This is a genomic window from Coleofasciculus sp. D1-CHI-01 (assembly GCF_040218875.1).
Lineage (GTDB): Bacteria > Cyanobacteriota > Cyanobacteriia > Cyanobacteriales > Coleofasciculaceae > Coleofasciculus.
Window position 1 is genome coordinate 41314 of the sequence record NZ_JAVJQP010000094.1, and the last position, 21282, is coordinate 62595.

The 21282-nt window shown below is 44.1% G+C and carries 19 protein-coding genes; 7 read left to right on the forward strand and 12 right to left on the reverse strand.

Features of this window, described 5'->3' with window-relative positions:
- Positions 1-122: 122 nt before the first annotated feature.
- The 4 genes from RIB93_RS17315 to RIB93_RS17330 form a co-directional block, all read right to left on the reverse strand.
- Positions 123-659, reverse strand: coding sequence for a chemotaxis protein CheW (locus RIB93_RS17315; protein WP_446373969.1), 537 nt, complete (start codon positions 657-659; stop codon positions 123-125).
- Positions 660-687: 28 nt separating this feature from the next.
- On the reverse strand, positions 688-1053 hold the full coding sequence (locus RIB93_RS17320) for a response regulator transcription factor (RefSeq protein WP_044209958.1): 366 nt from the start codon (positions 1051-1053) through the stop codon (positions 688-690).
- 68 nt (positions 1054-1121) lie between these two features.
- Positions 1122-2402 (reverse strand): response regulator, encoded by a 1281-nt coding sequence (locus RIB93_RS17325; protein WP_446373970.1) that lies wholly within the window; start codon positions 2400-2402, stop codon positions 1122-1124.
- A gap of 494 nt (positions 2403-2896) precedes the next feature.
- Positions 2897-4297: a response regulator gene (locus tag RIB93_RS17330; RefSeq protein ID WP_446373971.1), complete on the reverse strand. Its 1401-nt coding sequence runs from the start codon at positions 4295-4297 to the stop codon at positions 2897-2899.
- Between the two features lie 99 nt (positions 4298-4396).
- Here RIB93_RS17330 and RIB93_RS17335 point away from each other — a divergent pair, with 99 nt between their 5' ends.
- A complete protein-coding gene (locus tag RIB93_RS17335; protein WP_446373972.1) occupies positions 4397-4594 on the forward strand; it encodes a hypothetical protein in 198 nt (65 codons plus the stop codon).
- Positions 4595-5349: 755 nt separating this feature from the next.
- Here the strand turns inward: RIB93_RS17335 and RIB93_RS17340 are convergent.
- From RIB93_RS17340 to RIB93_RS17360, 5 genes are all read right to left on the reverse strand, one after another.
- Positions 5350-5511 (reverse strand): hypothetical protein, encoded by a 162-nt coding sequence (locus RIB93_RS17340; RefSeq protein WP_446373973.1) that lies wholly within the window; start codon positions 5509-5511, stop codon positions 5350-5352.
- 2 nt (positions 5512-5513) lie between these two features.
- Positions 5514-5759, reverse strand: coding sequence for a hypothetical protein (locus RIB93_RS17345; protein WP_446353677.1), 246 nt, complete (start codon positions 5757-5759; stop codon positions 5514-5516).
- A gap of 77 nt (positions 5760-5836) precedes the next feature.
- On the reverse strand, positions 5837-6514 hold the full coding sequence (locus tag RIB93_RS17350; protein ID WP_446373974.1) for an urease accessory protein UreF: 678 nt from the start codon (positions 6512-6514) through the stop codon (positions 5837-5839).
- 58 nt (positions 6515-6572) lie between these two features.
- Entirely contained in the window at positions 6573-7424 is an 852-nt protein-coding gene (locus tag RIB93_RS17355) for a sterol desaturase family protein (protein WP_446373975.1), read from the reverse strand.
- A 204-nt stretch (positions 7425-7628) separates the two neighbouring features.
- Positions 7629-8666: an NADP(H)-dependent aldo-keto reductase gene (locus RIB93_RS17360; RefSeq protein WP_446373976.1), complete on the reverse strand. Its 1038-nt coding sequence runs from the start codon at positions 8664-8666 to the stop codon at positions 7629-7631.
- A gap of 167 nt (positions 8667-8833) precedes the next feature.
- Here RIB93_RS17360 and RIB93_RS17365 point away from each other — a divergent pair, with 167 nt between their 5' ends.
- Positions 8834-9718, forward strand: coding sequence for a sulfotransferase family protein (locus RIB93_RS17365; protein ID WP_446373977.1), 885 nt, complete (start codon positions 8834-8836; stop codon positions 9716-9718).
- A 45-nt stretch (positions 9719-9763) separates the two neighbouring features.
- Here the strand turns inward: RIB93_RS17365 and RIB93_RS17370 are convergent, their stop codons facing one another.
- Positions 9764-10588 (reverse strand): EI24 domain-containing protein, encoded by an 825-nt coding sequence (locus RIB93_RS17370; RefSeq protein WP_446373978.1) that lies wholly within the window; start codon positions 10586-10588, stop codon positions 9764-9766.
- A 36-nt stretch (positions 10589-10624) separates the two neighbouring features.
- On the opposite strand from RIB93_RS17370, the gene RIB93_RS17375 reads away from it, so the two are divergent.
- The gene (locus RIB93_RS17375) at positions 10625-11008 is read left to right on the forward strand and encodes a hypothetical protein (RefSeq protein ID WP_446373979.1); all 384 of its coding nucleotides are present in this window, start codon (positions 10625-10627) and stop codon (positions 11006-11008) included.
- A 191-nt stretch (positions 11009-11199) separates the two neighbouring features.
- Here the strand turns inward: RIB93_RS17375 and RIB93_RS17380 are convergent, their stop codons facing one another.
- Both RIB93_RS17380 and RIB93_RS17385 read right to left on the reverse strand, forming a co-directional pair.
- On the reverse strand, positions 11200-11595 hold the full coding sequence (locus RIB93_RS17380) for a hypothetical protein (protein ID WP_446373980.1): 396 nt from the start codon (positions 11593-11595) through the stop codon (positions 11200-11202).
- A gap of 50 nt (positions 11596-11645) precedes the next feature.
- A complete protein-coding gene (locus RIB93_RS17385; RefSeq protein WP_446373981.1) occupies positions 11646-12104 on the reverse strand; it encodes a hypothetical protein in 459 nt (152 codons plus the stop codon).
- A gap of 17 nt (positions 12105-12121) precedes the next feature.
- Here RIB93_RS17385 and RIB93_RS17390 point away from each other — a divergent pair, with 17 nt between their 5' ends.
- The 4 genes from RIB93_RS17390 to RIB93_RS17405 all read left to right on the forward strand — a co-directional run bounded on the left by RIB93_RS17390 (position 12122) and on the right by RIB93_RS17405 (position 21180).
- Positions 12122-12244 carry a hypothetical protein gene (locus RIB93_RS17390; protein WP_446373982.1) on the forward strand — a complete coding sequence of 41 codons (123 nt, stop codon included), beginning with the start codon at positions 12122-12124 and terminating at the stop codon, positions 12242-12244.
- Between the two features lie 784 nt (positions 12245-13028).
- On the forward strand, positions 13029-16607 hold the full coding sequence (metH, locus tag RIB93_RS17395; RefSeq protein ID WP_446373983.1) for a methionine synthase: 3579 nt from the start codon (positions 13029-13031) through the stop codon (positions 16605-16607).
- Positions 16608-16795: 188 nt separating this feature from the next.
- Complete coding sequence (locus RIB93_RS17400; protein ID WP_446373984.1) at positions 16796-17803, forward strand: caspase family protein; 1008 nt, start codon at positions 16796-16798, stop codon at positions 17801-17803.
- Between the two features lie 218 nt (positions 17804-18021).
- Complete coding sequence (locus RIB93_RS17405) at positions 18022-21180, forward strand: tetratricopeptide repeat protein (protein WP_446373985.1); 3159 nt, start codon at positions 18022-18024, stop codon at positions 21178-21180.
- Positions 21181-21282 lie beyond the last annotated feature (102 nt).

The following is a 21282-nucleotide window of genomic DNA, read 5'->3' on the forward strand; positions in this document are numbered from 1 at the left end:
TTTATTCCCTAGTCGGACATGGTTTGTAGGGGCGGGTTTAGAAACTTTTTTATCGCTATTGATGGTAACGTTTGTGCAAAACCCGCCCTCATCTCCCCTATCTCCCTCATCTTCTTCATTTTTCACTCACGATGCCTTTGCCAAAGGGGATAATGGCTAATGGCATTAATATTCAAAACGATGCCCTGATCTTCAGGGAGAGAACCCAGAATAAACGGCAACAGTTTAGGTGGAAATACACCCGGAACAGCAGGCTGCAAATGTTGCAAATTGTGGTATTCGATGTCATTAACTTGGGAAACAACAAGTCCGATCGATTGCTCATTTACCTGCACCACTAACACCACCAAAGCATCAGCCAATTGCCATTGTTGGTCTAATGATAAATAGCCCAGCAACTGGCTCAGATCAACCAGCCAAAGCATATCGCCACGCCAGTTGCAGATCCCTAAAACACAACCGGGCATTTCCGGAACAGGCAGAATGTCTCTTACATTGACCCGTAGTACTTCCCCAATTTGTTCCAAGGGCAATAGGGCACTATCTTGGTGACTCATAGGAAAACGAAGTAACCGCCGCTGTGTTTCTGGGGGTGAAGGTTTAAGGTTGAGTGAATCAAGACTCGTGGTTAAGAGGATTGAGTCAAGTGAATTTGTCATTTTTTAGGGAACAGGGAACAGGGAACAGCTAAACTAGTGTAAATTTATTAATGATTTTCATTAATTCCTGTTGATCGACTGGTTTAGAAATATAGGCATCAGCACCTAGCATTGAACCCCATAACTTATCAGCATCTGTGCCTTTTGTTGAACACATCACCACAGGAATTTTCTTGGTGTCGATGTTTGTTTTAATCTCGCGGCAAAGTTCAAAACCACTTTGACCCGGTAAAATAACATCAAGAATCACTAAATCAGGTTTTTTAGCTTGAAGTTTTATATGGGCTTCCTCTCCACTTGTTACACTCACTACGTTAAATCCGGCTTGTCTTAAATAACGAGTCAGCACCTGAGTTTCTGTTACACTATCTTCCACTAAAAGAACAGTTGTCATAGTTAATCCAATGTTTGCGATACACAACCTTTGCAGTTTTTAGTTCAGTCATAAATACTGAACAATATTTAATTACTCATCGGTACAGATTTGGTCGGTAAATACTTCTGCAAAGTACTCAGCACTTTTTGTTGAGTAATTGGCTTTGGCAAAAACCCAGAAGCCCCCACCATCTTGGCACGCACCCGGTCTACAATGCCATCATTTCCGGTCAGAATAATCACGGGGATATCCTGAAAAACGGAAACACGGCGAATTTGAGAACAAATTTCATAACCATTCGCGACAGGCATCACCAAATCAAGGAATATCAGATCCGGCTTATTTTCTAGAAGCTTAACTAGGGCTTGCACGGAATCCTCGATTGAGATAAACATATAACCCGCTTCCTTTAAAATATAACCCATCATTTGCGTGTCAATTCGACTATCATCAATGTAAGCAATTATCGCATTTGCTGATTTAGAGGAGGATGACGGGCGAGAAGACTTTCGTGATGTAAGTTTGCCATTTTCATTAGATTTATCCTCAACAACTTTACGAGGTAAAATAGAACGTTTCAAGTCCTCAACTTCAATTAATCCAATTAAATGTTTATGAATATAAGGGGCAATCGAGTGAGTTAGGGGCAGAGGACTTTGTTTTAACTTAACCGCTAAATCCCGAAGCGTTTGTGTCCCATCTGCAAAAGCTGTTAGATTGCGATAAGCAGAGGGTGATGTTTGCTGGCGCAACTGATCTGCCTGCAAAATTTTGGGGGCAAGATTCGGTGAAAGGTCAGCTAAACCCGCTTTTTGCCAAGCTTGCCAATCCTGAAAAACTTGCTGCCAAACGCGCTCCGCCCGTACCACAACCCACCCTAAATCGATGGAATCTTGAGGAATGACTCGGTAGCTTAAATACATTCCAGAATGATAGTTTTGTTGTTCCCCTGCTTGGATAATATCAAAAAGGACTTCGCTGGCATGACCTTGAACAAGTGCTGTCATTTGTCCCACGGGGATTTGTCCTTGTTTCACTTGTGTGGCTAATGACTCATAATCTTGATATTGAATCGGCTCTCCTTCTTGCGTTACAGCATTAACAGCCACCGAAGGACAGTGCAATGATAGCTGACGAAACCAACGACGCACAGGATGTACCTTACTGTCACAACCAATCAAACTGCCGACGCTAAAAAATAGCTTCCACTGCTGTTGTTGAGGATTGGTAATGTTGAAATCTAACTGACCTGTAAATTGTTGACTCGCACAATTTTGAATGCGTTTTAGCAGTTCTTCTGTGGTAAAAACGACATCATGTTTTGTTATAGTCCAATGAGTTGATCGAACAGATAAAGGAGCAAGCATTTTTGATTTTTATTTGTCTCACTTAATCGGATAGTATAGTCAGTCACCTCGATATAAATATGACTGTTTTTTTTGCTATTGAATTAAAAGAAATGTTTTTTTATTGCAGCTATAATTTTAACTTTTTTTTTATTGGTAAAATATTTCATGATAAACTACAGATATGACTGGCTTAATTGTAGCTCACTAAAAGGCGAGTATGCCAATATTCAGCTATAAAAATTTTAATATAAATTGTATATTTTTTCTGCAATAAATGAAAAATAGATAAGACTACAACTATTTTTTAGTGGATAGCTGTTGTCAAAAGCTTAGGACAGATGTAACGGCTGAAATGATTCCGTACCAGTAATACACTTCTGCCATCTACCATCTGCCATCTGCTTTGTCTCCACCAAAGTGTGAGTCTTCAACAGGGCTTGATATAACACGGTGTAGTACAGCAGCCAGAAAAAAGCCCTTTTCTACTCTTTTTAGCTGTATTACATCGAGTCTCAAACTGCTGTAGGTTGAACGTACCAATCTCCAAACATTGATGTATCCTGAAACTGGTTAACCTGGGGCTTGGGGAGATAAGTGTGTAACGCTTGGAGCATTTTATCTTTATTAATGGGTTTGGTGATAAAATCTGACGCACCGACAATTTTTGCCCGTGTCCGGTCAATAATCCCATCCTTACCCGTCACAATAATCACTGGGGTGGATTTGAAAAAGGAAACCCGACGAATTTGGGAGCAGATTTCATACCCATTAGCAATGGGCATAACTAAATCTAATAAAATCAGGTCGGGTTTGTGTTCTATCAATATCGATAATGCTTTTTCCTGATCCTCAATATTGATAAATTGATAGCCTGCTTGAGTGAGAATATGATTCATCAGTAGCAGATCAACTGAGCTATCCTCAATACAGGCAATTAAGGGATTCGCCGATTTCGATTCTCTTGGAGTGGCTGGGGTTTCAGGAGATGAAGAGTCTGGCTTTGTCAGTGATGCAGCACTGAAACTCACATCCTCAACCTCAATCAATTCAACTAACCCTTGACGAATATAGGGCATGATGGGCTGAGTTAGGAGTACAAGATTCCGATTCAAATGAACGGCTAAATCCCGTAATGTTTGATTGCCATCCATCGAAGCAATCAGGTTATCAGATGTAACGTCAGAGGTTTCCTCTGGCAACGCTTTAAACATCTGATTCATACCTCCCAAACCACTGAGGTTATTGTAGAGCATCTGGGAAAACTGTTGTTGCAATTGCTTCGGGTTTAATGCCTTAGGCGCTAAATTAGGAGAAATGTCTGTTAAATCGGCGCTTTGCCAACTTCGCCAAAGTTTTACCGCTTGCCGCCACATTTCATCAACATCTATGGTGACTAAGGTAGACTCCATCTGAGCTTGAGGGATTTGACTATAACTGAGTTGCCAGTTTGAGGAAGGAGACATCTGTTCCAGATGTTGAATCAGATCAAAAAAAATTTCTGTAATATAGCTTTCGACAACTTCTGTCATTTGCTCTGACCGAATTTTTCCCTGGGTTACTAATTCCGTTAAGGCATCGTAGTTGTAGCTAGGGAACTGTTGGGAAGGATTGACAGTCGTATCCTTAACCAATTGGGGGCAGTAGCGATAAAGCTGGCGCAACCAACTCCGATGTGGATGTACCCCACTTCCACCACAGATTAAACCTTGATAAAAATATAAACTCCAGTGTTGGTGTTGAGGGGGTTTAATATCTAAGCAACCTGTAAATTTATCACTGGCGCAGGAGAAAAGTTGGGTCGCCAGATTCTCAGGATTGACAATTGAACAAGGGGTGAAGGGAAAAGCACCAGTGCTAATAAATTCAGTCCAGTTTTGTGAGTATCCAATTGCTCGCTCGAATTGATCGGTCATAATTTTAGCTTGAACTTCTGGGAATACAGCATGAAAGTGATTAGAGATGACGAAAGCAACTAGCCAAGTTGGGAACAGAGGAACAGACTGCACTTAGTCGTGCTAATACCATCAGACTGGAATAATCAACTGGGACAATTCCATACAGTCTTGTTTGGAGAGCGGCATAAACAACTGGGTTCGTCGGGTTGGCATTTAAATCCAGCGCTTGCCGTTAATATTACAGAATTTGGTAAATTACCCAGATTAGATAAGTTTTTGCTGTCACCGATGGACGTGAGTCAGCCCCTCACTTAGGCGTTGTGGAGATGCACTGCTGTAGGATAGTTCAGGTTTTGTTGTATCTTGGGTAATTATACGTAGACGTTTTGAGAAAGTTGCTTACACTCACTATCGCCTATCTTAATAATTGGTTTTTAACAGATGAGGCTGGAAAGTTTGCCCAGCAAGGATTGCTATTTCGCAACTCATTCAGACTTACTCTGTTTTTATGATAGAGGATGTCACTAGCAATTCAGTAAAGTGAGCATAAAGTTTTTGTAAAGTTTTGTTCACTTTTTCTGGTTTAAGTCATTACATCTTCTTATTGTCGGCTTATCCTCCGCTAATTGCCTCAGCATAATGGCGTAAGTTTACTGCGTATAGCTCTATTGCAGGAAGGCAAGCTATTAACCTCTTAACCATAGGCGTTTCAGCGCCTAATTAGCCCTAATTTCAGGGGAATACCCTTAAGCCATTTGGCTTAGGTATGGAGAGGTTTATTACCCAATCCATCCGTAATTTCCCTGACATGATTAATCTTTATTCCTAGATATTAAGTATTTTTGATTATCAGGTTCTGGCTAAATATATAGCAGTTGTATAGCGCAATTTTATAAAATTAAAGAGAATGAAGAAAATATATCCCACGCTAAAAAACGTGGGATTTTACCAGACGCAAGAGATATGAGACTCGCGAAGCACCAAGAAAGCTAAATGGTTCATCGTTGATTGTTCATGGTTGATGAACCCTGAACAAAGGAACTATACCAGTTGCCGCTTTTGGTGATCACTTATTTTCTGTACAATTCGCCAATAAACTCATCGAGGACTTTCTGGGCAGCTTTGTAGGCGACTGCATTTCTACCGAGATTCAAGTTGCCGAGAATGCGATCGCGAATTGCCTCTAAGTTAGATACTGGTGGAACCTGTTGCCTGAGAGTTCCATTGTTCACCCTCAGGCTGCGAATTCCCCCAACGCTGCCCTCAACTGATCTAACTCTTCTCGAATGGGTTGAATGTGGGCGGCAATTCGTTCATCGATCTCAATCAGATTGGCTTGGGTAATCGGGATACCTAATGACGATTTGATCGCATTGGTAATAAACTCCGTCTGCGTGCAGCCTTCAGCGGCACATTTTTCGCGTAGCGCTTGGAGTAATTCGTTGTCTATGCGAAGATTGATCTGGGTTCGTTGACTCATAGCTTCCTCAAATTTGAAAAACTTTTAAGGTAGCATAGAACTATCCGATAGACAACTGACACCAGTACAAAATACCGTTAACTGCGAAATAATCGTGTATATTGGGTTTCGTGAGCCATGCTAGAGAGCGCTAATCCCCAGGTGCAACTGTGTAACTGTTCATTGTCTTCTAGGCTCAAGGTGTCTTGGCTAGCAAGGGATAGCTGAGGGGCAAGTTCCAGCAGCAGTTGTTGTCCGGCGGTTTGACCCAGGGGAATCAATTTCACACCTGTATTAATTAGATTAGATGCCCAACTGTGTAAATAGCCCAATAAAGCATCCATGAGGTTAATTTGCCAGTACGCGGCTGCAATACCAAAGGCGATCGCATAATTGCAGGGAGTTCCCACTATCCCCGCCACAGATTGAAGTTCCGGTTCTAACTCGACGAGTAAGCGGATCAGAGAATTCCCCATTTGCCAACTTTGCGATCGCAACTCTGATGTTTCCTTCGCCGCACTCGCCCAAGCATTCCAATACTTCAATCCCTCTAAATCTTCAGCCTGGAGACTCTGATAGGCGCGTACCATGATCGCGGCTTCTAAGCGAATCGCTCCATATCTCAATTCTTGGTCAATCCACGCTTTTAATTGTGTTGACTTATCAATCACCCCATTTTCCACCAGAATTTCTAATCCTTCTGAATAGCTATAGGCACCGACGGGTAAGCCAGGACTCGCCAGTTGCAACAAATGCAATAGGTTATCATTTGTCATTTATCATTGATCATTTGTCATTTGTCAGGGAACTCTAGGGCAGGGAAAATGGCAGGAGTCAAGTCGTAACTTTACTGGCACGACTAGACAACTTCACCACTATTTTCTCCAGAGAGGCGACAGGAGATATAATTCCCGATTTTTTGGTAGGAGGGTTCAAAGTATTAAATACCCTGTCCCAAAATCCCTGAATACCATAGTTTCCCTTAAAACTGGTGTGATGCAGATCGTGAAAATCGGATGCAATGAAAAATATAGACAACGAACTATGACCTTCTAGGTTGTAAGCATTACCGATAACAGTCCAAGCCAACAGTTGAGTAATATCATATCCAAATATAAAGATAGGTAAAATATCTGTAATGGTGACTATAATATATTCACTAAGGCTCTTATGACCAGCGACAAAACTTGATGAATCGGCAAACTCATGATGTTTAAGATGTAGTCTCAGCAAAATTTTTCTGTGCAATAACCAATGAGCGACATAAAAACAGAAATCAGCCGCAATGATTCGCATAAAAAACCATCCCAGATTGAGGAATAAGCCATTACCTCTATGTATCTCTGGCGCTAGGTAGAGGATGATTAATGCTGTTATTAAACCCTGAATTTGTCCAATAACAATGCCTTTTGCCGTAAAAGCTGGGAAGGGTTGTTTTTTTACTTTTGTGACTCTTGAATTTAGTTTCTCTCTCAACTGTTCATTCTTTTTGATTACCTTTTCGATGGAAATTCCAATCACATAAAATGAGACAGAACTAACAACCCAGTATAAAAGTACCTGAGTAATAAAATTTAGTTCTATATCGTGCAATATCCAATAAAAAAACTGTTGTGCAATTGCAGAAATTATTGCAACTTTTATGTAAAATTCTAGCTCAAAAAATAAATCAAAAATAATTTGCATTTTTTTACCTTGATTTGAGTTACCGCCCATTAATCATTTAGATGAGGTTTCAAAGAGACTTGCATTCAAATACTATCATGTCTGCTATCGCTCTACATCGACATCCTCCTCGGCGTCTGGGGTATCGCTTGCTTCCCGCAGGGTACGCACGGGGATTCCTCACCACGCCACCTTAAAAAGTTGGTCGCTGACTGGGAGTTACTGTTAAGGTGTAGGATTGGGATAGCGGGCGTGAATCCCATCAATTTCTGCCAAGATATCCTGCTCCAATGTCACCTCAGCCGCACTCAGATTTTCCTTGAGTTGTTCGATGGTGGTTGCACCGATAATTGTACTGGTGACAAACCAACGCGATCGCACAAATGCTAAGGCTAACTGGGCGGGTGTCAAATTGTGCTTATGGGCAATTTCCACATACTCCTTCACCGCTTCGGTTAGATTGAATTTCTCATACCGCCCCCCAAATCCTTGAAATAGGGCTAGCCGTGACTTTTCTGGGATACCGTTGAGATATTTACCTGTCAGCAAGCCAAAGGCTAAGGGACTATAGGCGAGTAATCCCACCTGATTAAATCGACAGGCTTCAGCCAGGTGAATATCAAAGATGCGATTAACCAAGCTGTAGGCATTTTGAATCGACACCACTTGAGGTAATCCCAGCTGCTGGGCAACATGGCAAAACTCACACACACCCCAAGGGGTTTCATTACTCAACCCCAAATAGCGAATTTTCCCCGCTTTAATCAAATCCGCGAATACCTGTAGTTGTTCAGCAATGGGTACGCTATCCCGTTCATGCTTGGGATCATAATCAGGTGCGCCAAACAAAGGAACATAGCGATCGGGCCAATGGATTTGATAGAGGTCAATATAATCAGTACGCAGGCGCTTAAGACTATCTTCTAACGCCTGCTCGATATTCGGGCGGTCAATCCGGTGGTTTTCGCCCCGAATCCAACTCATCCGAGATGTGGGACCCGCAATTTTAGTCGCCACAATTAGCTGATCGCGCTGTTGCTTAACTAACCACTCGCCAATATACTCTTCCGTCTTCCCCTGAGTTTCCGCCCGTCCCGGTACAGGATACATTTCTGCGGTGTCAATAAAGTTAACCCCTTGGGAAATCGCATAGTCCAGTTGTTCTCTCGCCTCTTCTATCGTGTTCTGCTGACCATAGGTCATGGTTCCCAGACAAATATCTGAAACCCGTAGGTCGCTTTCCCCCAGTTGTTTGTACTCCATACCTGATTATTAAATAATTGTCATCCTTCTATATTAATACAAAATATTAAGACACTATTCAACTCAAGGAATTATTAATTTTTCTTGAGTCGAGGTAAAATCTTAATTATCATCGATTAATATTTTATTATTATCAGATCGAATAAAAATACGCAAAGGTTAGTTCTATGCCTCTTATTACAGCCGTTCGCTCTTTTTTAAAACATCCCCAAGCCATTCCTAAAAACATTTTTCTGCGCCTACCAAAGACGATTTCTCCCGAACCCCATATTTTTGTATTTGGTGCGCCTCGCAGTGGCACAACCCTGATGAAATTAATCTTAGGCGCTCATCCTAATTTGAGTAGTTTTGGGTATGAAACGGGCTTGTTTATGTACCGGGATATTTATGGGTTTACTTATGAAGGATTTACAGCTACAGACATAGCAGATTTAATTAAACAGTCTCCAGATATTGTGCAATTTTACGATAAATTCACTCAACAGATCACGCAACAAACAGGAGGTCAGCGTTTTATTGAAAAAACTCCCCAGCATGTTTTGAGGCTGAAGTTTTTATTAAAGCACTTTCCTAACGCCAAGTTTATTAATATGTTCCGCGATGGTCGAGATGGTTATTGTTCAGCGCGTCATCACCAAAATGTTCCCCAAGGAAAGAGTATCGTCCGCTATGCGTCCTACTGGAAAAAATGTGTAAACGCGAGACTAAACCAGGGAGAGAATGACAATATTTTTGACGTTAAGTATGAAGACTTAACCAATAACCCGGAACAGGTGGTTAGACAAATCATGAATTTTCTTGGCGAAGAGTATGATGCTAGACAGATTGAGCCTCAATATTATTCTCAGAACACTATTACTCAAGATACTCGCCAAGAGTTTCGCAAACTATCCAAATCCATTGATCAGTTGAGTCAAGGGCGCTGGAAAAAAGAGTTAACTGAATCGGAGGTGCAGCAGTTTCATGAAATTGCAGGTCGGGAATTGGAAATACTCGGCTATATTCAGGATGGTTTAAAGGTTGGCAAATCCCATTTGTTGAGCAGTCATTGACTTATAGCAAAAGTCGGCTCCGTTTAAATTTATAGTTTAATCCGACTAGGGCGTTGCCAGAGATTGAGGTAACTTGGGTAACACGCGATCGCAAAAAAACAACGTCCCGGATGCGACACATAAAGGAATGGTAAAAAGATTCACTAATGGCACCGTAATCAACACCATACAGACTAAACTAAACCCTGCACTGGCAGGTAAACTTTTAAACACAATCCCTAACTTATAGCGAAATCGTAAACGGCGACGTTCTAAGGGCGCGTCGAGAAAGTCAAGACAAGTTACTGTTGCGGTTAGAATAATCCCACCAATTGCGGCGGCTAAAGTGCCAATTCCGGGTAGAATATTCAGCATTAATAAGAAAATGCCAACGCCGATTCCTAGTACCAGCTTCTTCAACTCAAATAAAATCGCCCGCCAAATATCCTGGATAAATCCCACCTCTACCGTATGAATTTGACCCGTGCGAATTTCTTCCAACTGTTCCGAGAGTTGACCATACCACGGCGCACCCAGTAAAACGCCAAACTGAACGAGCAAAAATCCCGTGATTAGCAGTAAGCCAATCACCAAGATTAAATCCAGCAGCCAATTGATCCCCGTCGCCAAGACATCCAGGAAACTCAGCCAAGGGGGAAGACTCGCGATCGCATTATTCAACCATTGCGATAAACTAAGCGTAAGACTGTCAACCTGTTGCCAGCCAAGCACCAGTAATCCGGCATACAGAGCAATACCGATGAACACATTGACAAGAATCGGAGTAATCATGTATCTCCACAGATGGGGCGTGCGTCGGAAAACTGCCAACACGCGCAACGGGTAAGTGGCTCCCGTCACGAATCCAAATCCACTCAGTAGTCTTAACATCGTTGTTTGCCTAATTCCTCCCTCTCGACGTTCAGAATGAAACCCAAATTTAAAACAACCCAGGCGTGGGAACAAGCGGGACTCTTAATGCAACCCGCGTTAATCCGTATCGTTGATCATATTCGCCAGCAGCTTGAACCAACCACCTGGAAAGCCACGTATAAGGATGTACAGACGCCGATACCGGGTCATGCGGTATGTTTAGAAAAACCAGATCATTCAACCTGTATTAACTTATGGGACTTATGCTTTCAAGTTTGTTTTCGCGAGTACGCCCCGGTTCATTCTGAAGTAGAAAGCCAGGAGGTTGAGATTGATACTAGCCTAATTGATGAAGACGGTGAAGTGGATTGGCATTCTTTGGATACCAAAGCGCAAAAGGTGATTGAGCAAGTATTTGCTGAGTTTGCAGGGGTGTGATAACTTGCCGATGTCTAACGTTTGACGACAGAATATGTTACGTTACCGTTGGAAACGCTACACGAACGCAAACAAACCCAACCTCAACTCCTCAAAAAAGAATCACCAGTAAGTAGGGTGGGTTAGGCGGTTATACCATCTCAATTGTTACCCTTTAATTTAAAATCCGCCGTAACCCACCAATCACAAAATTACTGGACTGATATAGCTAAAATTGTGGGATAAATTTTACGATTGAATCTGGCGCACGTCGGTGGTAAAAGGGCGCACGTCGGTGGTAAAAGGGCGCACGTCGGTGGTAAAAGGGCGCACGTCGGTGCGCCCCTACAGTCGGATAATTGCAGGATTTTTTTTGTATAATTAAAGGTTTTGGTCTTTTGAATTAAGACAGTAATTGCGTCCAGCCATAACTTGAGTTTGCGGTAACTGATGAATTGTCCGCCGCGATCGCGCCGATGCACAAACAGCACATAAGCCCAACGTTCGGCGCGGATAATCAGGGATTTTGGAATCCCTAAGAATTGGGCAATCATATCTAATGTAATTGAAAAAGTAGGAGGGTTAATGCGGCGAAATAGAATAGTCATTTTCGTTCAATAGTCAATGATGTATAATAGATATTTTTGGTATTTAACCACTAACTCAAATCAGCGGAAACATCAAACGTCATTTCAAATTGGGCGGCTGGAATAGAGCGGTTGAGAACTCTGATATAATCTTCAGCATCTTGACGGTTGTAGAATCGAGCGACAGTGCGGCGTTGATTATTCGGAAGCAGGCGGACGATCGCCCAGGGACGGTTCAAGGCTGGAATGTTAGACTGGACTGGGTTTGGTAGGTTTTTGCCTCGGAGAATATTCAGCGTGGATTGGATCAGTTTCCACAGGGTTTGATAAGTTGGCGTGGTGTCGTGGGGAAGTAAGTTCCAATCCGTTACGGGTTCAGGTAGCCAGGTTAAGGTGTAGGAATTACCATTTTTTTTGATTGTCCAAGACAAACGGCGCGGTTGTTTCAAGCATTGGTAATTGTGCTGTCTCAGCAAGGCGCAAAGTTTTTCACCTTCGATTTGCAGGCGTAGCCAATCACTGTGTTTCATTGGTTTGCATGGGGTAGATGACATTTAGCGCATCCTTCGCTGTTGGCGCTGTCTTCCTGACAGACAGAGGGATTGCGGGGGTTGTAGGAATAGGCGATCGCAGACAAAACACAGACACAGGCGATCGCCCTTGGAAATAGCTATGAGAATCTGGATCTAAACGATTTGCGTTTAGACATCACCTCCTTGAATTCAGGGGGAAATTAGGGATTCGAGATGTCACAGCAATGACCGCCAAGCGATGCAACGCCCTATCGCTCAGGGATTTACTGTGTGTATTCTTTTCAAAATCACTCTATCATGTCTCTATGATTTATAGGTGTGTATATTAAGAGATTAATTGTCACTCACATATATAGGTATAAAACCGGGGAATGAGAAACCGAGAAACAAGACACGGGGAATACAAAAATCGTGCGGAGGTCTGTACAAGGAAAATAAACTCTCCCCTGGAATAAAATCCATAACCAAACAATGGGTATCCCCTTCTTCAAACAAGTCAGTCACTCTGACAATATGGGGATGAGGTTCAGCGCATAATTTCGCCAGCAACCTGGCTTCTTTTATAAATCGCCGCACAAACTTAGGATAATTGGGGTAATGAGTTGAAAAAAGAAATCATACAGGAATCGTTCTTGCCTCACAGCAACAATACTCGATTGGACAGCAGTTGCGAGGCTTGCTGAAATTAGCTACCGATAATTCATCCGAAGAGATGATTGATCAACTGATATTTCTGAGTGCTTACATTGAAAAGGTTTGACAATGGAATTCCCGTTCACGAGCTTTTAGTCTGTAGAGGCAAGGTAGAGTAGGAATGGGCTCTAATCGTGCGATCGCGCCCCCTCACCCCCTCACCTCAGGTTGTGCATAGTCATACATTGCACCTACACTAATATCTATATCCAGATTGCCAAGACAGTTATGAACAGTGCCTTCCTAACTCATCTTCATAGTCCCCAACGCCCAGTTCTCGTCTTCGATGGTGCCATGGGAACCAACCTGCAAACCCAAAACCTCACCGCTGAAGACTTTGGTGGGGCGAAATATGAAGGATGTAATGAGTATCTGGTTCACACCAAACCCGAAGCCGTGGCGACGGTGCATCGTCGTTTCCTGGAAGCCGGGGCGGATGTGATAGAGACGGATACCTTTGGGGGGGCGTCGATTGTTCTGGCAGAATATGATTTAGCCGATCAAGCCTATTCCCTGAATAAAGCCGCCGCAGAACTTGCCAAAAAAGTCGCGGCGGAATTCTCCACACCCGAAAAACCTCGATTTGTCGCGGGTTCCATCGGACCCACGACGAAACTCCCCACATTGGGGCATATTGATTTTGACACGATGCAAGCCACCTTTGTCGAACAAGCCGAAGGACTCTACGACGGCGGTGTCGATTTAATGATTATTGAAACCTGTCAGGATGTGCTGCAAATTAAAGCCGCACTGAATGGGGTGGAAGAGGTGTTTCGCAAAAAAGGGGAACGCCGCCCGATTATGGTATCGGTAACCGTGGAAGTTCAGGGAACGATGCTGGTGGGAACCGAAATTGGCGCAGCACTGACAATTTTGGAACGCTATCCCATTGATATTCTCGGTCTCAACTGCGCCACCGGACCCGATCGCATGAAGGATCATATCAAATTTTTGTCCCAGCATTCGCCGTTTGTGGTGTCGTGTATCCCCAATGCGGGGTTACCGGAAAATGTCGGTGGGAAAGCCCATTATAAATTAACGCCGATGGAACTAAGAATGGCGTTAATGCATTTTATCGAAGACTTGGGTGTCCAAGTCATTGGCGGCTGTTGCGGAACTCGCCCCGAACATATTCAACAATTAGCCGAAATTGCCCAAACCCTGACGCCAAAAGAACGTCACCCAGAATACGAACCCGCCGCTGCTTCGATTTATTCCACCCAACCCTACGAACAAGAGAACTCCTTCCTAATTGTCGGTGAACGCTTAAATGCCAGTGGCTCGAAAAAATGCCGTACTTTATTAAATGAAGAAGACTGGGATGGATTAGTCGCCTTAGCCAGGGCGCAAGTCCGCGAAGGTGCCAATGTTCTGGATGTGAATGTGGACTATGTGGGACGGGATGGCGAACATGATATGCATGAATTGGTCTCCCGTTTAGTCACCAATGTTACCTTACCCCTAGTGTTAGACTCCACAGAATGGCAAAAGATGGAGGCGGGGTTAAAAGTCGCCGGGGGAAAATGTATCCTCAATTCCACCAACTATGAAGATGGGGAGGAACGGTTTCTGAAAGTCTTAGACTTAGCCAAAATGTATGGGGCGGGTGTAATTGTTGGCACCATTGACGAAGAGGGGATGGCGCGAACCGCTGACCGAAAATTCGCGATCGCGCAACGGGCATATCATCAAGCGATAGATTATGGGATTCCCGCCCATGAGGTCTTTTTTGACCCCCTGGCTTTACCCATTTCCACCGGAATTGAAGAAGACAGAAGCAATGGGAAAGCGACGGTTGAATCCATCCGCCGGATGCGGGAAGAATTACCCGGATGTCATATTATTTTAGGGGTGTCTAATATCTCCTTCGGACTCAATCCCGCCGCGAGGGTAGTATTAAACTCCATGTTTCTCCATGAAGCCATGGCGGTGGGGTTAGATGCAGCCATTGTTAGCGCCAGTAAGATTTTACCTGTAGCCAAAATCGAACCCGAACATCAAGAGATTTGCCGGAAACTGATTTATGATCAACGGGAGTTTGATGGCGATATCTGCACCTATGATCCGTTAGGGGAGATTACTCAGCTATTTGAAGGCAAAACCACGAAGCGCGATCGCACGGTGGATGTGAATCTGCCAATTGAAGAACGTCTCAAGCGCCATATCATCGACGGGGAACGGATTGGCTTGGATAATAGTCTAGCAAAAGCCTTAGAAACCTATCAACCGTTAGAGATTATCAATACTTTCCTCTTAGATGGGATGAAAGTCGTCGGGGAACTGTTTGGTTCCGGACAAATGCAACTCCCCTTTGTCTTGCAATCCGCCGAAACCATGAAAGCAGCGGTGGCGTATTTAGAACCGTATATGGAAAAAGAAGACGGGGAAAATAACGCCAAGGGAATTATGGTGATTGCTACGGTGAAAGGGGATGTTCACGATATTGGTAAAAACCTTGTGGATATCATTCTCACCAACAATGGGTATAAGGTGGTGAATCTGGGAATCAAGCAGCCCGTAGACAATATTATTGAGGCGTATAAAGAGCATAATGCCGATTGTATTGCCATGAGTGGGCTGCTAGTGAAATCCACGGCATTTATGAAAGATAACCTGGAGAGGTTTAATGAACAGGAAATCACCGTTCCTGTCATTTTAGGCGGTGCAGCGTTGACGCCGAAGTTTGTCTATCAGGATTGTCAGTCTGCTTATAAAGGGAAAGTCGTGTATGGCAAAGATGCGTTTTCCGACTTACACTTCATGGATAAACTCATGCCCGCCAAAGCCGCCGAAGAGTGGGATGATTTAAAAGGCTTCTTAGATGAAGTGGATGACAGTCCTAATGGCAGTAATCAGCCCTCAGGAAACGGTAAATCTGATCAGAAGAAACAGAAGCAGAAGTCATCCGCGAAACAAGCGGTTCCAGAGGTAGAAGATACCCGCCGTTCTGAACATATTACCTTAGACCTGAATCGCCCAACTCCACCCTTCTGGGGAACTCGGATTCTGGAACCCGAAGATATTCCCATCGATGAGGCATTTTGGCATCTAGATTTGCAAGCGCTAATTGCCGGACAATGGCAATTCCGCAAACCGAAAGACCAATCCCGTGAGGAGTATAATCAGTTTCTGGAAGAGACAGTTTATCCGATTCTCGACGACTGGAAAAAGCGAGTTGTAGCGGAGAACTTGTTGCATCCGCAAATCATTTATGGCTATTTTCCTTGCCAATCGGAAGGGAATTCTCTGCATCTATTCGATCCGGAGATGATGAATCAAGACGGTGAGAAACATCCAGAGAAATGGGAACCGATTGCTACCTTTACATTCCCGCGCCAAAAATCGGGGCGGCGTTTATGTATTGCTGATTTCTTTGCGCCTAAAGAGTCCGGAATTATCGACGTCTTCCCGATGCAGGCGGTAACCGTGGGGGAAGTCGCTACCCGATACGCCAAACAGCTATTTGAATCGGATCAATATACCGATTATCTCTACTATCACGGTTTCGCGGTACAAATGGCAGAAGCCTTAGCCGAATGGACACACGCCCGAATTCGCCGGGAGTTAGGCTTGGCTGGGGAGGAACCGGATACCATTCGGGATGTCTTAGCGCAACGGTATCAAGGTTCGCGCTACAGCTTTGGTTATCCCGCTTGTCCGAATATCCAGGATCAGTACAAGCAACTGGAGTTGTTGGCGTGCGATCGCATCAACCTGTACATGGATGAAAGTGAACAACTGTATCCGGAACAATCAACCACCGCGATCGTTACCTATCATCCCGTCGCCAAATACTTCAGCGCTTAATTCTACTTTAATTCTACTTTAATTCTACCTTAATTGTAGGGTGCGTTAGCGACAGCGTAACGCACCGTTTTTACTGAGAATTTTAAAGCGTATTGGTCAAGCCATTGAGCCGTGAAACCATTCGTTTAACCATAATCTCTTTTAAACTGTGAATAAATGGAATATCCAGGTACTTCGAGCAATAATCAATGACCCATACATTCTCTCATGGTTACGCTTTACTCATTGGTGTGGGTGAATCCGCTTACCCGAAATGGTCACTCCCGGTGACGGTAAAGGATATGCACGCCATTCAGTCGATTCTCACTGATCCAAATCTTTGTAGTTATCTGAATGATGAACAGCATATCCGTTTATTGTATGATGCTGGGGCAACTCGTCAGGCGATAGTTGATGGATTAACCTGGCTGAAAGAACAAGCGGCGGCGGATACTGAGGCGACAATTATTATCTATTATTCTGGTCACGGCTGGCTAGATCAGTCTACGGGTAAATACTATTTGATTCAACATGATATTGAACCCGTGGATATCCCCGACTCGGCGGTGTCGGCTCAAGCCTTTATCGAGGCAATACGCCAGATTTCTGCCAAACGATTGCTGGTGATTATTGATAGTTGTAATGCTCAAGGGATGGCAACAGCAAAGGATAAAATTGTACCGATTAAACTACCCACAGATTTTGCACAGACGGCGTTACCGAAACAGTTTATTGAGGAACTGAAACAGGGTGAAGGGCGGGTGGTTTTTACCTCCTCAAGAGGCACACAATCGTCTTGGATTCGTGGGGATGGGGCGATGAGTGTCTACACCTATCATTTAATTGAAGCGCTGCAAGGGGCGGGAAATCAACCGGGAGAGACAGTGGTGCGGGTGTCAAATTTAATGAATTATTTGGGAAAAGCGGTTCCCGAAACGGTGCAGCACGAATATCAACAAGAACAAATCCCCTTCTTTGATTTAGCCACCGAGGATTTTGCCGTGTCATTATTGCGGGGAGGGAAGGGTTTACCGGAGAAGGGATGGGAAGCGGTAGAAGCGGATTTTGCTGAGACAATGGGGAGAATTATCGCAGGTAGAGATGTTGCTATAGCCTCAGGAACTCAAACCGTTGATAGTTCAGGTTCAGGTAATGTGAATTTCGGGAATATTGCCCGTGCTGGAGAGATTAGGATAGAGAAGAGTCGAGAGGACTAAAGTCCTCACTACAAACCCGTTCTTTCGTTCGTAGTCGGCGCTTTAGCGCCTCTGGCGAGAGGACTAAAGTCCTCACTACAAACCCGTTCTTTCGTTCGTAGTCGGCGCTTTAGCGCCTCTGGCGAGAGGACTAAAGTCCTCACTACAAACCCGTTCTTTCGTTCGTAGTCGGCGCTTTAGCGCCTCTGATGGGAGGACTAAAGTCCTCACTACAAACTATGACCACGCTTGAGCAATTACAGGCAATTCTTAACCGAGTCGCTACCCATTCCCACACTGAAGCCGATATTATCGCGCTGCGGGATGCGGTGATTGTTCGCGGTGACCAGATTGTGGCGCAAGAAGGGGATCACAATATTAATATCGGTCACATTGGTCAAGCTGGGGATATTCAAATTAATCCCACCTATTACGGTGCTGATGCCGAGACGATTAAGGCAATCTTACAAGAGATAGTATCAGAGCGTCAGCCTCAACCCACAGGCATTCCCCAGAATCTTCCCCTCAGTGGTGTGGTTCAGTTTGTCGGACGAGAAACCGCCCTGACTACGCTACATCAACAGTTACAGGAAAATCAGCAAATTGCCATTTCTGCGGTGGCGGGGATGGGAGGTGTGGGGAAAACCGAGTTAGCGTTGCAATATGCTCGGCGCTATACCATGAATTGTAGAGACGTTCCGGTGGAACGTCTCCCGATGGATTTTTTTGCACGGAATGGGAAGAATTCAAAGCCTCTCTCCTTGCAGGAGAGAGGTTTGGAGAGAGGTTTTCCAGATTCGGTGAAAAGTAAGCTCCCGGTGGAATCTCTCCCACCCCAACCCGTTTACCTGGGTGGGGTGTGCTGGTTGGATGGGCGAGGTGTGGATTTGGGGATTCAGATTGTCCAATTTGCCAGGGCGTATTTACCCTTATCCATTCCAGAGGGGTTAGAGTTACCGCTTCAGGTGGCGTACTGCTGGCGAAATTGGCTACCGCCGGGACAGGTGCTGATTATTATTGATGATGTCACGGATTATCAGCAAGTGCGGCAGTATTTGCCCCCGGATGCTTCTCGGTTTAAGGTACTCATCACGACACGGTTAGACTTGGGGGCGTCGATTCGCCAGTTACCCCTGGATGTGCTAAAACCGAGAGCAGCATTGGCGTTGTTAGAATCGCTGATTGGACGAGAACGGCTGAAACTGGAACCCTGGGAAGCGCGAAAACTCTGTCGCTGGTTGGGATATCTGCCCTTAGGTTTGGAGTTGGTGGGGCGATATTTGCGGCGAAAACCGGATTTATCGTTACAGGAAATGTTATCTCGGTTGCAGGCGAAACGGTTGGAACAGTTAGCGCTGAAAAAGCCGAAGTCAGAGGCTGATATGACGGCGCAATTGGGGGTAAGAGATGCGTTTGAGTTGAGTTGGCAAGAATTAGATGAGTCAGCGCGGGAGTTGGGGATAGGGTTAAGTTTATTTGCGGCTGCGCCAATTCCCTGGCGATTGGTAGAGGGATGTTTTATAGATATTGATGAGGAGGAGTTGGAGGAAATTAGAGATTATGGGTTGGTGAATCTGCATTTAGTGCAACGTCAAGGGAAGGAGTTGTATCAATTACATCCGCTGATTCGGGAATTTTTGATTAGTAAGCGGGAAGCGTCAGGGATAGCAGATGGGTTGAAGCGGGATTTTTGTCGGGTGATGGTAGGGGAAGCCAGGAAAATTCCAGAGCCGCCAACATTGGCAGAGATTAAAGCCGTCAATCCGGTTATTCCTCATCTTGCAGAAGCGGTGACGACTCAACAAGATTGGTTGACGGATAATGATTTAATTGTGCCTTTTGTTGGATTAGGTCGTTTTTATAAAGGTCAAGGACTCTATAATCAAGCTGAACCTTGGTGTAAGGATTGTCTATCTGTCACTGTCCAGCGTTTAGGAGATAATCATCTCTCTGTTGCTACTAGCTTGAACAATTTAGCATTACTCTACGATTCTCAAAGACGCTACAAGGAAGCTGAACCTCTTTGTATAGAAGCCTTAGCACTGTGCAAACGCCTGCTGGGAGACAATCATCCCCATGTTGCTACTAGCCTGAATAATTTAGCATTACTCTACTCTTTTCAAAGACGCTACGAAGAAGCAGAACCGCTTTATCTAGACGCCTTAGCACTGAGAAAACGCCTGCTGGGAGAAAATCATCCCGATGTTGCACAAAGCCTGAATAATTTAGCAGCACTCTACTCTTTTCAAAGACGCTACGAGGAAGCTGAACCGCTTTATATAAAAGCTTTAGCACTGAGAAAACGCCTGCTAGGAGAAAAACATCCCGATGTTGCACAAAGCCTGAATAATTTAGCAGCACTCTACGATAATCAAGGACGCTACGAGGAAGCCGAACCGCTTTATATAAAAGCTTTAGCACTGAGAAAACGCCTGCTGGGAGAAAATCATCCCGATTTTGCACAAAGCCTGAATAATTTAGCAGCACTCTACTCTTTTCAAGGACGCTACCAGGAAGCTAAACCGCTTTATATAAAAGCTTTAGCACTGAGAAAACGCCTGCTGGGAGAAAATCATCCCGATTTTGCACAAAGCCTGAATAATTTAGCAGCACTCTACTATTATCAAGGACGCTACCAGGAAGCTGAACCTCTTTTTATAGAAGCTTTAGCACTGAGAAAACGCCTGCTGGAAGGAAATCATCCTCATGTTGCTATTAGCCTGAATGATTTAGCAGCACTCTACAAATCTCAAGGACGCTACCAGGAAGCTGAACCTCTTTTTATAGAGGCTTTAGCACTGAGAAAATGCCTGCTGGGAGAAAACCATCCCGATGTTGCACAAAGCCTGAATAATTTAGCAGGACTTTACTATGATCAAGGACGCTACCAGGAAGCTGAACCTCTTTTTATAAAAGCTTTAGCACTGAGAAAACGCCTGCTGGAAGGAAATCATCCTCATGTTGCTATTAGCCTGAATGATTTAGCAGCACTCTACAAATCTCAAGGACGCTACCAGGAAGCTGAACCTCTTTATCTAGAGGCTTTAGCACTGTGCAAACGCCTACTGGGAAAAAATCATCCCTATGTTGCTACTAGCCTGAATAATTTAGCCTATCTATACTATTCTCAAGGACGCTACGAGAAAGCTGAACCTCTTTATTTAGACGCATTAGCACTGTTCAAACACCTGCTGGGAGATAATCATCCCCATGTTGCTATTAGCCTGAATAATTTAGCATTATTCTACAAATCTCAAGGACGCTACGAGGAAGCTGAACCTCTTTATCTAAAAGCCTTAGCCATTGCCGATCGCACGTTAGGCTCTAATCATCCCAATACTATTCTTTACCGTAATAATCTGCAACTCCTGCACTATAGATTACACCATTCTTCTTGAGAGCGCTTATGGAAGTGGCAATGGTGCGTTACGCTACGAAGATAGCACCCTACAGATAGAAACTTTGCGTAAATTCTAGGATAAGCGTTTCAAGATTTATCA